Source organism: Pectobacterium carotovorum (assembly GCF_900129615.1).
GTDB classification, from domain to species: domain Bacteria; phylum Pseudomonadota; class Gammaproteobacteria; order Enterobacterales; family Enterobacteriaceae; genus Pectobacterium; species Pectobacterium carotovorum.
The window spans coordinates 44508-57519 of sequence record NZ_FQWI01000003.1 but is presented as its reverse complement, the minus strand read 5'-3'; the positions used below and the strand labels follow the sequence as shown (position 1 = coordinate 57519).

Below are 13012 nucleotides of genomic sequence, written 5' to 3'. Positions count from 1 at the left end.
CCTTACGGATGCGTGGCCTGCTCTTTATCCACCAGCTCTTTCTCCAACAGGGCGCGTTTACGCACGACGCCCCAGCGATAGCCTGACAGCGCACCATCATGCCGGACCACGCGATGACAGGGAATCGCGACTGCCAACCGGTTCGCGGCACAGGCTCCCGCGACAGCGCGCACGGCGGCGGGTGACCCGATTCGCTCAGCGACCTCACGATAGCTCAGCGTTTCCCCTGCCGGGATCGCCCGCAGCGCCTGCCAGACTCGCTGCTGGAATGCGGTACCGCGAATATCAAGCGGCAGTGTCAGCCCGATGGCTGGATCGTCGACAAATCCGACGACCTGCGCCATCCGTTGCTCAAACCCCGTATCGCCGCCGACCAGATGCGCGTTAGCAAACATCTCCTGAAGCGAGTTGAGCAGAGATTCAGGATCGTCACCCAGCAGGATCGCGCAGATCCCTTTCTCGCTTTCCGCCACCAGCACCTCGCCGAGTGAGCAGCGGCCAACGGCAAAGCGGATCGTCATCCCTTTTCCCCGGTTCTGAAACGCCGTCGGCGTCATCCCTAAATGCGCGCCCGCGTCGGCATAAAAGCGTCCGCTGGCATCATAGCCCGCCGCCGCAATCGCGGCGGTCACCGTGCCGCTATCTGCCAACTGTTCACGTAGCTGCCGATGGCGATGGGCGCTGGCATACTGCTTTGGCGTCAGACCGGTTATGGTTTTGAACACGCGATGGAAATGGAATGCGCTTATCCCCACGGCCTGAGCCAACACCGCCAGCGTCGGCTGATGTTCCGACTGCTCAATCATCCGACAGGCACGGGCAATCTGCTGCGTCTGCTGTTCCTGCCGCGAAAGCGTTCCTTGACGGCAGCGTTTACAGGGACGGAAACCCGCCGCCTGCGCCTCGTCGGCCGTCGTAAAGAACACTACATTTTCGCGCCGAGGCTGGCGTGATGCGCAGGAGGGCGCACAGTAAATCCCCGTCGTCTTTACCGCATAGATAAAGCAGCCGTCTGCCGCTTTATTGCGCGTCACCACCGCCTGCCAGCGCGAGTCAACATCCTGAAACGGCGTATCGTTAAGCATCGTATGCACCTCAACCTCATTCCAATCTCAGTATGACTGCCAGTCTTACTATTACTACCCGTCTTACTATTACTGCCAGTCTTGATACTACTAAAAGCCAAGCCATGCGCTAACGCTAAACCAGCGCCACCTTACGCACACGTTCAACTCTTGCTTTTTCATTCGGATCGCCCCGATGTTGATATTTCCGCCGACATTAATGGTTACTTTTTGAACAAATCTGTGATGCGAATAAATGGTACACGGTGGGACTCTGTTTTTTCTCTGCAATCAGGAGGCAACATGAGCAAAAGTAAAGTTCACTGGAATGGCGGTTTGCATGATGATGCGGTGCAGATTATGTCACGCGGCGGGGGAATCATCGTTTCTCCAACCAAAGTGGGTTATATCATCATGGCTTCAGATAAAGCAGGGCTGGAGCGCAAATTTGACGCCAAACAGCGCAACCGAAACAAGCCGGGTGTGGTGCTGTGTGGCTCTCTTGCCCAGTTGAAAGTGCTGGCACAGTTAAATCCAGAAATCGAACAGTTATATCAACGCCATTGGGACACCGATGTCCTGTTGGGCAGCATCCTTCCCTGGCACGACAGCGCATTAGCGCGTATCCCCAAAGACGGCTCGAAAGCGCTGATGATGGACGATCGCAAAACCAGCTGTTTCGTGATTAAATTCGGTAAACCGAGCGAAATCCTCACGCAGGAGCTGTGGGAAAGGTACGGAAAATTAACCTTTGCCAGTTCAGCCAACCCGTCAGGTAAAGGCAACCGAGGCGAGGTGGAGGGGATCGGTGAACGTATTAGCGCCTTTGCCGATCTGATTATCGAAGCCGACGATTATGTAAAATCTATCCAGCCGAATAAATCCCATGACACACGCTACGAGCAAGGCGTGATGGTGTCGATGGTGGATACAGAAGGTCAGTTGGTACCGGAACAGAAAGGGAGACGGAGCGTGTATCCGTGCCCGACGCTGATACGCAAGGGGCTGGATGTGGACAAGGTGATGTCGCTACTGTCTGACACCTTCACCACCTGGGACTATCGGCACGGCGAGTATTATTAACGTGTAACAGCGGCATAGCCTGCCGCTGAAATATCCTTTCCTTAAGCCACGCTCCACTACACATCACCCTCGGCACTTCTTGCTTTTTCATTCGGATTTTCTGTTTCATACGAATAGCCCTTCCCACATGGCGCGCCATGCGGCAATCTCCTATGCTCGTTTTCTGTCCTTTTCGTTCTCATTACGGAAGCCGTTTATGCCATCCCATCCGCCAGTAGATTTCACGCAGCGCGCCAAAAACCACCTCAGCGCCATCAATACGCGCTGGGCCAGCCTGATCGAACAGATTGGTGATTGTCGCCATCAAACGGCACCACACCGGGAACCCTATGAGGCGCTGATGCGTGCCGTTGCCTATCAGCAGCTAACAACGCGTGCTGGGGATGCCATGGTTGCGAAGCTCCTGCGGGTACATGGCGACGTCTTTCCCACCCCGGAACAGATTCTGGCCTGCTCCACCGACACGCTGCGGCAGTGCGGTTTTTCCGCCCGTAAAGCGGACACGCTGCATGGCATTGCACAGGGGGCGCTGAGCGGCCTGGTACCGAGCCTCGAACAGGCCGCAGAGCGGGATGACGACACGCTCATTCAGCAACTGACGTCGCTCAAGGGGATCGGACGCTGGACGGTCGAAATGTTTTTGATTTATTCGCTGGAACGCACCGACATCATGCCGCTCGACGATCTCGGTATTCGTCAGGGGTTACGCTATGTTTACGATTTGCAGGACATGCCAAAGCCGCGCGATTTGCAGGCACTGAGCCTGCAATGTCAGCCTTATCGCACGGTGGCATCCTGGTATTTATGGCGAGCGCTTGAGCTACCGGCGTATCAGAGCTTTAAGCTGACACACCGGTAACGCGCAGAGTTAACACAGGCAGGTTAACGTAGACGAATTAACGTAGACGAGAACTGGCCGACACCTGCTGCACATGGCGGCGGCGGTTCACAATGCGTTCCCGCAGCGTATCGTAGGCCCAGTTATACACCACGGTGTACGGCAGGAAGAACAGGAAGAAGCCGATCTCCACCATCAGCGCCTGCCACAGCGTGACGTTCAGCATCCACGCCGCCAGCGGCAGACCAATCAGGATAAAGCCGCCTTCAAACCCCAGCGCGTGAGCAATACGAACCGGCAGCCGGCGCTTAACGCGATCTACCGGCCATAGGCGATCAAATATCGAGTTGTAGATCATATTCCAGATCATCGCGACGCTGGAGAGCATAATTGCCAGTGCGCCCATGTCGAAGAGCGGCTTATTCAGCAGCCAGGCACCCGCTGGCGCACAGATCGTCAACGCGATGAGCTCAAATCCCACCGCATGGTACACACGCTCACGTAAGGTTTTACTGGTTTTGTTCTGCATAGCACATTCACTTTATTTATTGCGAGTTACGGGTCAATTTTCGCCATGACCATGGATGGCATCGTATTACGGCCTTATTTTCATCGCATAAGATGGTAGAGTACAGTTAGATTCCATCGATAAAATCGATAGAGGTGCGATGCGATATTCACCAGAATCCCTGCTGGCTTTTGTTACCACCGTTGATGCGGGCTCGTTTTCCGCCGCCGCACGGCGCTTGCATAAAAGCCAGTCCACCATCAGCGCGGCCATCGCTAATCTGGAAGCCGATCTGGGGCTGACGCTGTTTGATCGATCCGGTCACCAGCCGGTGCTCACGCTGGCGGGCAGAAAAGTGCTTTCCCATGTACAGGCGATCTTATCCGCCAGCGAAGAACTGGATGGGCTGGCGATCCGTCTGGCCGACCATATCGAACCCCGTCTGACGTTTGTGCTGTCAGATATCTGGCAAGCCCCCCACTACGAACCCGTGCTTCAACGTTTCGCTCAGCATTTTCCCGATATTGAGTTTGAATGCCTGATTGCGGAAGGTGATGACGTGATCGATCTGCTGCAAATGAACCGTGCGCATGTCGGGCTACTGCGCGCCCAGACGGATTACCCACCCGATATTGCCGCCGCGCGTTTGCAGATTAAGACCGACATGGCCATCTTCGTGTCAGTTGCACACCCGCTGACAACGGAAAAAACCGTGACGCGCAGCCAGTTGGCGACAGTCCGCCAGCTCTATCTCAATACCTATAAACGCAGCGACCGGCTGCAACCGGAAGGGATCGTCTGGTCTGCGCCGTCTTATCTTATGCTGTTGGAAATGGCACAGCAGGGGCATGGCTGGAGTATTCTGCCACGCTGGCTGGTGGCGCAATATGACCAGCGGAAACTGGTGGAGCTGCCTGTCGCGGGCTGGCCGCAATGGATTGACGTGGACGTTGTTTGGTCCAAACCCCATCCACCCGGCCCAGCAGGGCTGTGGATGATAGACAATCTCCTTGCCCAACAAGAAAGTACGCCACCATAACTCCGTCACTGCATTGGAAAAACCACATCCGTCATCACATCGGCCACCGCTCCGTGGCTTTTGTGATCGGCCTGTTTTTTCATGAAGCGATAAAAAACCAATAACGGTTTCTTTATATCGCCAATGAATAACATTAAAGATGAAATGGTTATTGTTTTTAATTTCACCATTTACTTTACTTAATTAAGCCAATTAAAAGAGAAATATTTTCACGCTAAACCATGAGCATTTTCCTGTGTTGTCTGCACACGGAAACCCGAGCCCCGCGGCAGTTTCGCACGTCTGTCACAGAAAAAATAATGCACGACATCATTATTATTGTGATGTACCAAAGTAGTACTTCCCGACAAAAAACCATACTATTATGGTGATTACTACTTTTGTATTCGAGACATCCCTGTAGTGCTGCGGTAATACGCCTTAATAATAAGATGCTGAATCCTATAAGGTGAAAATTTACTAATTGATGCAATTGCAAGTGAGAAAAAAATGTCGAATAAACCCTTCTATTACCAAGATCCTTTTCCACTCAGTAAAGATGATACCGAATATCGCCTGTTGAGCAGCGACTTTGTCTCTGTCGCACAGTTTGAAGGTCAGGACATCCTGAAGATCGATCCAGCCGCGTTGACCCTTCTGGCCCAGCAAGCCTTCCACGATGCCTCTTTCATGCTCCGCCCCGCTCACCAGCAGCAAGTTGCCGATATTCTTCACGACCCGGAAGCCAGCGAAAACGATAAATACGTTGCCCTGCAATTCCTGCGCAACTCAGAGATTTCCGCCAAGGGCATCCTGCCGACCTGTCAGGATACCGGTACAGCGATCATCGTCGGTAAAAAAGGCCAGAACGTCTGGACTGGCGGTAACGATGCCGAAGCGCTGTCCAAAGGCGTGTACAACACGTTCATTGAAGACAACCTGCGCTACTCACAGAACGCCGCGCTGGATATGTACAAAGAGGTCAACACTGGCACTAACCTGCCCGCTCAGATTGACCTCTACAGTACTGAGGGCGAAGACTATAAATTCCTGTTCGTCACCAAAGGCGGCGGTTCAGCCAACAAAACCTACCTGTATCAGGAAACCAAAGCGCTGCTGACGCCGGGTAAACTGAAGAGCTTCCTGATCGAGAAAATGCGCTCGCTGGGTACCGCGGCATGTCCGCCGTACCATATCGCGTTTGTCATTGGCGGCACCTCGGCAGAAACCACGCTGAAAACCGTTAAGCTGGCGTCGACCAAGTACTACGACGAACTGCCGACCGAGGGCAACGAGCACGGTCAGGCGTTCCGCGATGTCGCGCTGGAGCAGGAGATTCTGGAAGCCGCGCGCGATCTGGGTCTGGGCGCACAGTTTGGCGGGAAATACTTTGCACACGACGTGCGGATTATCCGCCTGCCGCGCCACGGTGCCTCTTGCCCCGTCGGTATGGGCGTATCCTGCTCCGCTGACCGTAACATCAAAGGCAAGATCAACCGCAAGGGCGTCTGGCTGGAGCAGTTAGAGCAGAATCCGGGCAAATATATCCCTGAGCACCTGCGTGAAACGGGCGAAGGCGATGCAGTTAAAATCGACCTGAACCGTCCGATGGCCGAGATTCTGAAAACGCTGTCGCAGTATCCGGTATCCACCCGTCTTTCCCTGACCGGCACCATCATCGTGGGCCGTGACATTGCTCACGCCAAGTTGAAGGAACGTCTGGATAACGGCGAAGGCCTGCCGCAGTACATCAAAGATCACCCGATTTACTACGCGGGTCCGGCGAAAACACCAGAAGGCTACCCGTCCGGCTCGTTAGGCCCGACCACCGCTGGCCGCATGGATTCCTACGTCGATTTACTGCAAGCCAACGGCGGCAGCATGATCATGCTGGCGAAAGGCAACCGCAGCCAGCAGGTGACCGACGCGTGCCATAAACACGGTGGCTTCTACCTCGGCAGCATCGGCGGCCCGGCAGCGATTCTAGCGCAGAACAGCATCAAGAGCCTGACCTGCGTCGAGTACCCTGAACTGGGTATGGAAGCTATCTGGAAAATCGAAGTCGAAGATTTCCCCGCCTTTATTCTGGTCGATGATAAAGGCAACGATTTCTTCCAGGTGATTCAGAGCGCCAAGTGCGTGAAATGCGGTTAACTAAGTCCTGTAGTAATTAGAGGTTAGTAGCTAACGCCAGTTGAGCGGGAGTAACGGATAGATCGTAAAGTCGCTGTAAACACGTCCATGTGCGCTCGGCTTGCGCCATCCATGGCGCAAACGCTTTACTCTTCTATTCCGTTACTCCCGTTTTCGTTCGGTAAATAGGTTTGTCTACGGTCTAAAGCGCCCCGATTTTCGGGGCGTTTTTTATTTGATGCCTAACCGCTTCGCCAGACGGTGCAGGTTGCCGCTGTCCATTTCCAGTTCTCTGGCGCAGGATGACCAGTTACCCTCATGGCGCGTCAGCGTTTGTTGGATGACCCGACGCTGATAGTCGTCCGTTGCTTCTCGCAGGCCGCCGCTGATGAAATACGCTGGCTCTATCTCGATAGCATTCGACGATCCCGTGGCGGAATGAGCAGGTTGAGCGGGAAGTTCAAGATTGAAATGCTCACGCCCCAACAGCACCTCGCCCGATTCCTGCCCTGCTCTCGCCAGCACGGTAGCGCGGTAAATGGCGTGTTCCAGCTCGCGCACATTCCCCGGCCAGTCGTATTGTTCCAGTAGCGCCCCCGCGTCGGCCGTCAACGCCAGACGCGCCAGCCCCAGCTGCACGCGACTGCGTTCACAGAAGAATCCTGCCAACAACGCCACATCCTGACTGCGCTCGCGCAGCGGCGGTACGGAAAGCGGGAACACGCTCAGACGGTGGAACAAATCGGCACGGAAAGCGCCATCCAGCACCGCCTGCCGCAGATCGCGGTTGGTCGCCGCCAGCACGCGCACATTCACTTTCAGGCTACTGTCATCGCCCACGCGCTGGAGATCGCCATACTGCAATACGCGCAGCAGCTTCGCCTGTAGCGTCAGAGACAGTTCGCCAATCTCATCCAGAAACAGCGTGCCGTTATCCGCCATTTCAAACTTGCCGGTTCGATGATGGATCGCTCCGGTAAACGCGCCCTTAACATGACCAAACAGCTCACTCTCCGCTACCGACTCAGGCAGCGCGGCGCAGTTCAGGTACACCAGAGGATGACTTGCCCGGCTGGAACCGCGATGAATCGCCCGCGCCACCAGCTCTTTACCGACGCCGGTTTCCCCCATGATCAGCACGTTCAGGTCGGAACCCGCGACGATATCGACCTCTTTCTTCAGCCGCTGCATCGGTTCCGACAGTCCAACCATTTCATCCACGCTTTCCGCCGCCGGACTTTCAGCACGCACCGGCGCGGGCAACTGCCGCTCAAGACGTTCCATCAGCAACGCGTTACTCAGCGCTGCCGCCGCCATTGCCCCCACCAGCCGCAGTTCTTCATCGCTAAAATGGTCGAACTGACACGGATCCATGCCGTCCACGGTCAGCGCGCCGATCAGGTTCTGATTGGCAAACAGCGGCAGGCCAACGCAGGCATGCACCTTAAGATCTTCCTGACTGGGGATCAGACCGTCATACGGATCGGGAAGCTGGCTGTCCGCCGGAAAGCGCACCACGTCGCCCGCGCGGGCAATCGCCTCCAAACGGGGATGATCGGACAGACGAAAGCGTCGCCCCAGCACGTCCGGCGCCAGACCGTCGATCGCCAGCGGACGGAACAGCTGATTCTCGTAACGCAGCAGCGCCGAGGCATCGCAGCGCAGCAGCTGGCGCAGGCTGTTGATTAAGCGCTGGAAACGATCCTGATTTGATAGCCCCATTTGCAGTTCGATAGCAATACGAGCAAGGGCGTTAATAGAGAGCGTCATGGTGTGTCCTAATGACAGAGACTGTGTCATTACGACAATAGAACAGCAATGTCATTTTGACAATGACGTTTTATTAAAACTATATAAATCAATATATTAAAAACTGGCACACTTCCTGCAATCTCTACAGCATATCCCCGACTATGACTACTGAGGTTTCAGAACATGACAATTCACGTTAAGAACAATATCCACTGGGTTGGACAACGCGACTGGGAAGTCCGTGATTTTCACGGCACCGAATACAAAACGCTGCAAGGCAGTAGCTACAACAGCTACCTGATCCGCGAAGAGAAAACCGTGCTGATCGATACCGTCGATCACAAATTCAGTCGTGAGTTTGTGCAGAATCTGATGGCGGAAGTGGATCTGAACACGATTGACTACATCGTGATCAACCACGCCGAAGAGGATCACGCCGGGGCGCTGACAGAGCTGATGGCGCGTATTCCCAACACGCCGATTTACTGTACCCACAATGCGATCGATTCCATTACCGGTCACCATCACCACCCTGAGTGGAATTTCCACACGGTCAAAACCGGCGACACGCTGGATATCGGCAACGGCAAACAGCTGATCTTTATCGAAACGCCAATGCTGCACTGGCCGGACAGTATGATGACCTACATGACCGAGGACGCCGTGCTGTTTAGTAACGATGCGTTCGGTCAGCACTATTGCGATGAACACCTGTTCAATGATGAAGTCGATCAAACAGAACTGTTCGAACAGTGCCAACGCTATTTCGCCAATATTCTGACGCCGTTCAGCCGCTTGGTGACCGCAAAGATCCACGAAGTGCTGGGCTTCAACCTGCCGCTGTCGATGGTGGCGACCTCACACGGCGTGGTATGGCGTGACGATCCAACCCAGATCATCCACCTGTATCTGAAGTGGGCGGACAGTTATCAGGAAGATCGCATCACGCTGTTTTACGACACCATGTCCAATAACACCCGCATGATGGCCGACGCCATTGCGCAAGGCATCAACGATGTCGATCCCGGCGTAGCGGTAAAAATTTATAACGTCGCTCGTCACGATAAAAACGAAATCCTGACGCAGGTCTTCCGCTCGAAAGGTGTGTTAGTCGGTTCATCCACCATGAATAACGTGATGATGCCGAAGGTCGCCGCCATGCTGGAAGAGATCACCGGCCTGCGTTTCCAAAACAAGAAAGCCTCGGCGTTCGGCAGCTACGGCTGGAACGGCGGTGCAGTGGACCGCGTTCAAACTCGTCTGATGGATGCTGGTTTTGAAACGACGCTGGCGCTGAAAACCAAATGGCGTCCTGATGGTTCAGCGCTGGAAATTTGCCGCAACCACGGCCGCGAAATCGCCCGTCAGTGGGCATTGCATCCGCTGGATGACACGCCTGCCCGACGCGTCATCTCGCCCGTAAAACAGACCGCTGCGGCACCGCAAACCACCACCGCCCCGCAGAATGTGAGCGCCCCAGCCGAGAGCGCCTGCGGATGCAATGAAGTCGCTGCGCCACAGTCAACCGCACAGCCAGCGGTACAGTCAGAAAACGGTTGTATGGTGTGCAGCGTCTGCCAGTGGATCTACGATCCGGCGCTCGGCGAACCGATGCAGGATGTCACCCCTGGCACCATGTGGTCGGACGTACCAGACAGCTTCCTCTGCCCAGAATGTGGGCTGGGTAAAGACGTTTTCAATCCGATTCGCTAGGGAGAGGATGATGAAAGATATCGTGATTATTGGCGCGGGCTTTGCCGCCCGCCAGCTCATCCGACAACTGCGCAAGCAGGATGCTCACTGCGCTATCCGCCTGATTACCGCCGACAGCGGCGATGAGTACAACAAGCCGGATTTAAGCCATGTGATGAGCCTGCAACAGCACGCCGACGATCTGACCAAACTGTCGGCAGCCGCGTTTGCCGAAGAAAACCGTATCACGCTGCTGGCCAATACGCGCGTCACCGTCATCGACCGCAATACACAACAGGTCATCTGCGGCACGGATCGTTACGATTACCACAAACTGGTGTTCGCAACCGGAGCCAGCGCGATGGTGCCGCCGATTCCGGGACGCGAACATATGCTGACGCTCAATAGTCAGCAGGAATACCGCGCCCACGAAGGCCGACTCTGGCAAGCCGAACGTGTGCTGGTGCTCGGTGCCGGACTCATCGGAACCGAGCTGGCAATGGATTTGGGACGCGCTGGAAAACGGGTCACGCTGGTAGACTGCGCCAACAGCATTCTGCCCGCGTTGATGCCGCCCGAAGTCAGCGCGCGCCTGCAATTCACGCTAACGCAGCAGGGCGTTTCGCTGCTGCTGAACACGACCCTGCAACAGTTGGAGAAAACCGAAACTGGCGTACAGGCTACATTTATCGATGGCCGTGCTGTCGAAGTGGACGAAATCCTCTCTGCTATCGGTTTGCAGGCCAACACACAGTTGGCAAAAGCGGCAGGTTTGGCTGTGCAGAAAGGCATTCAGACCAATGCGCAGTTACAGACCACCGATCCACAGATTTATGCGCTGGGCGACTGCGCGGAGATTGGCGGCAAGCTCCTGCCCTTCCTGCAACCGATTCAACTCAGCGCGATTACGCTGGCGAAAAACCTGCTGGGTGCCAGCGAGACGCTAACGCTGCCGCCGATGCTGGTTAAAATCAAGACGCCGCTGTTTCCCTTACAGATGGCAGGCGATGCCACTGGCGGTGATTTGCACTGGCAGCAGGAATGGAATGAACAGGGGATGGTGGCTAAAGCGCTGGATGGTCAGCAAATGCTGCGCGCCTTTGTGGTCGGCGGTGAGCGGATGAAAGAGGCATTTCCGCTGCTGCGGCAGCTTTCCACCGTGAGTTCAACCACGGCCTGACACAGCAAAATAAATAATGCATTTAAAATACATATTTTCTGGTCAGCCTGCGTGCGGATTAATAGAATACGGCTATTGCTTTTAGAATTTACAGACCGAGGTAACGATGCAAGATCTCATTTGTTATAAGAAGATGCCGCAGTGGAACAGCCAGACGCTGCCTGCCGCGTTTCAGGAAAAGCACAACACGCAGGAAGGCACCTGGGCGAAACTGACCGTGTTGAAAGGGGAAATGACCTTCTCCATGCTGACCGAAGACGGCGATACGCTGGAGACATTCCAGTTCTCCGAGCAAAACCAGCCGCCGTTTGTTGAACCGCAGGCGTGGCACCGCATCGTCTCGTTCTCTGACGATCTGGAATGTCAGCTCAGCTTTTTCTGTTCGGCGGAAGATTTCTATCATAAAAAATACGGTCTGACGCGCACCCATTCCGAAGTGATCAACGCAGTGCAGCACATCAAACCGGGCAAAACGCTGGATTTAGGCTGCGGCGGCGGGCGCAACGCGCTGTATCTGAATCTGCGTGGTTTTGACGTCACGGCCTGTGACAAGCATGAGCAAAGCATTGATTCGCTGAATAACATCATCAAGAGCGAAGCGCTGGAAAACATCCGGGCTGGCGTTTACAACATCAATCTGGCGGAAATCAAAGAACAGTACGACTTTATCCTGTCGACCGTCGTGCTGATGTTCCTGGAACGCGATCGTATTCCGCACATCATCAGCAATATGCAGGACAGCACCGTTAACGGCGGCTATAACCTGATTATCGCTGCGATGTCGACGGAAGATTGCCCGTGCCAAATGCCCTTCTCGTTTACCTTTAAAGAAGGCGAACTAAAGAACTATTACGCCGATTGGGAGATCCTCAAATATAACGAGGATATGGGCGAACTACACAAGACCGACGCGCAGGGTAACCGCATCAAACTGCGCTTCGCCACGCTGCTGGCAAGAAAGCCGTAAGCACAGGTTAGCCGTCAGAAAACCTAATCAATTAAAAAATAAGACATAAAATACAAAAGGGCCGATTACTCGGCCCTTTTTATTTCTCTATACGCTGCATGCATCAGCTGGCTTTGCGCTCTGTCGCGATGCGGTAAGCGACCAGATCTTCAATCGTCAGCACTGGCATGTCGTGCTGTTTGGCAAACTCGATCACTTCCGGCGCATGCGCCATTGAACCGTCATCGTTCGTCAGTTCACACAGAACACCAGACGGCTTCAGGCCCGCCAGCGTCATCAGGTCAACCGTCGCTTCAGTGTGACCACCGCGCGTTAACACGCCACCCGGTTGGGCGCGCAGCGGGAATACGTGACCAGGGCGATTCAGATCGCTTGGCTTAGCGTTATCCGCAATCGCGGCACGAATGGTAGTCAAGCGGTCGGCAGCGGAAACGCCCGTTGTCACGCCTTCGGCGGCTTCGATCGTCACGGTGAACGCCGTTTGGTAATGGCTGGAGTTCTTCTCCACCATCATCGGCAATTCCAACTGCTGGCGACGCTCTTCCGTCAGGCACAGGCACACGATGCCACTACCGTGACGAATCGTCAGCGCCATTTGTTCAACGGTCATATTTTCAGCAGAAAAGATCATGTCACCTTCGTTTTCACGATCTTCATCATCCAACACCAGCACGCCGCGGCCATGACGCAATGCATCAAGTGCGCGTTCTACGCGTTCAGTAGGATTGCCAAATTCAGAAAGTAATGTCTGATTCATGGTAAAAAACCTCAATGTTA

The 13012-nt window shown here is 54.7% G+C and carries 12 protein-coding genes; 7 read left to right on the top strand and 5 right to left on the bottom strand.

Translation table 11 applies throughout. The features are described from left to right. Positions 1 to 2: 2 nt before the first annotated feature. The gene (gene ada, locus BUB06_RS07330) at positions 3 to 1085 is read right to left on the bottom strand and encodes a bifunctional DNA-binding transcriptional regulator/O6-methylguanine-DNA methyltransferase Ada (protein ID WP_039472072.1); all 1083 of its coding nucleotides are present in this window, start codon (positions 1083 to 1085) and stop codon (positions 3 to 5) included. A gap of 282 nt (positions 1086 to 1367) precedes the next feature. On the opposite strand from ada, the gene BUB06_RS07325 reads away from it, so the two are divergent. Both BUB06_RS07325 and BUB06_RS07320 read left to right on the top strand, forming a co-directional pair. Beyond that, on the top strand, positions 1368 to 2147 hold the full coding sequence (locus BUB06_RS07325) for an L-threonylcarbamoyladenylate synthase (protein WP_039472070.1): 780 nt from the start codon (positions 1368 to 1370) through the stop codon (positions 2145 to 2147). Between the two features lie 196 nt (positions 2148 to 2343). Continuing rightward, positions 2344 to 3006, top strand: coding sequence for a DNA-3-methyladenine glycosylase family protein (locus BUB06_RS07320; RefSeq protein ID WP_039472068.1), 663 nt, complete (start codon positions 2344 to 2346; stop codon positions 3004 to 3006). Positions 3007 to 3043: 37 nt separating this feature from the next. Here the strand turns inward: BUB06_RS07320 and BUB06_RS07315 are convergent, their stop codons facing one another. Beyond that, positions 3044 to 3514, bottom strand: a complete 471-nt coding sequence (locus tag BUB06_RS07315; protein WP_039472066.1) for a multidrug/biocide efflux PACE transporter — start codon at positions 3512 to 3514, stop codon at positions 3044 to 3046. A 139-nt stretch (positions 3515 to 3653) separates the two neighbouring features. Between BUB06_RS07315 and BUB06_RS07310 the strand changes: the two genes are divergently transcribed. After that, entirely contained in the window at positions 3654 to 4532 is an 879-nt protein-coding gene (locus BUB06_RS07310) for a LysR family transcriptional regulator (protein ID WP_039472064.1), read from the top strand. A gap of 5 nt (positions 4533 to 4537) precedes the next feature. Here the strand turns inward: BUB06_RS07310 and BUB06_RS22115 are convergent, their stop codons facing one another. Further along, positions 4538 to 4702: a hypothetical protein gene (locus tag BUB06_RS22115; RefSeq protein ID WP_153266390.1), complete on the bottom strand. Its 165-nt coding sequence runs from the start codon at positions 4700 to 4702 to the stop codon at positions 4538 to 4540. A gap of 319 nt (positions 4703 to 5021) precedes the next feature. Between BUB06_RS22115 and fumA the strand changes: the two genes are divergently transcribed. Beyond that, positions 5022 to 6665, top strand: a complete 1644-nt coding sequence (gene fumA / locus BUB06_RS07305) for a class I fumarate hydratase FumA (protein WP_039472062.1) — start codon at positions 5022 to 5024, stop codon at positions 6663 to 6665. Positions 6666 to 6875: 210 nt separating this feature from the next. On the opposite strand, the gene norR is transcribed toward fumA, so the two are convergent. Continuing rightward, positions 6876 to 8414, bottom strand: a complete 1539-nt coding sequence (norR, locus tag BUB06_RS07300; RefSeq protein ID WP_039472060.1) for a nitric oxide reductase transcriptional regulator NorR — start codon at positions 8412 to 8414, stop codon at positions 6876 to 6878. 165 nt (positions 8415 to 8579) lie between these two features. Here norR and norV point away from each other — a divergent pair, with 165 nt between their 5' ends. The 3 genes from norV (at position 8580) to tehB (ending at position 12235) form a co-directional block, all read left to right on the top strand. Beyond that, positions 8580 to 10109, top strand: coding sequence for an anaerobic nitric oxide reductase flavorubredoxin (gene norV / locus BUB06_RS07295; RefSeq protein ID WP_039472058.1), 1530 nt, complete (start codon positions 8580 to 8582; stop codon positions 10107 to 10109). 7 nt (positions 10110 to 10116) lie between these two features. After that, complete coding sequence (norW, locus tag BUB06_RS07290) at positions 10117 to 11268, top strand: NADH:flavorubredoxin reductase NorW (protein ID WP_039472056.1); 1152 nt, start codon at positions 10117 to 10119, stop codon at positions 11266 to 11268. Positions 11269 to 11374: 106 nt separating this feature from the next. Beyond that, positions 11375 to 12235: an SAM-dependent methyltransferase TehB gene (gene tehB / locus BUB06_RS07285; RefSeq protein ID WP_039472054.1), complete on the top strand. Its 861-nt coding sequence runs from the start codon at positions 11375 to 11377 to the stop codon at positions 12233 to 12235. 103 nt (positions 12236 to 12338) lie between these two features. On the opposite strand, the gene ribB is transcribed toward tehB, so the two are convergent. Further along, positions 12339 to 12992 carry a 3,4-dihydroxy-2-butanone-4-phosphate synthase gene (ribB, locus tag BUB06_RS07280; protein ID WP_010301415.1) on the bottom strand — a complete coding sequence of 218 codons (654 nt, stop codon included), beginning with the start codon at positions 12990 to 12992 and terminating at the stop codon, positions 12339 to 12341. Positions 12993 to 13012: the final 20 nt, after the last annotated feature.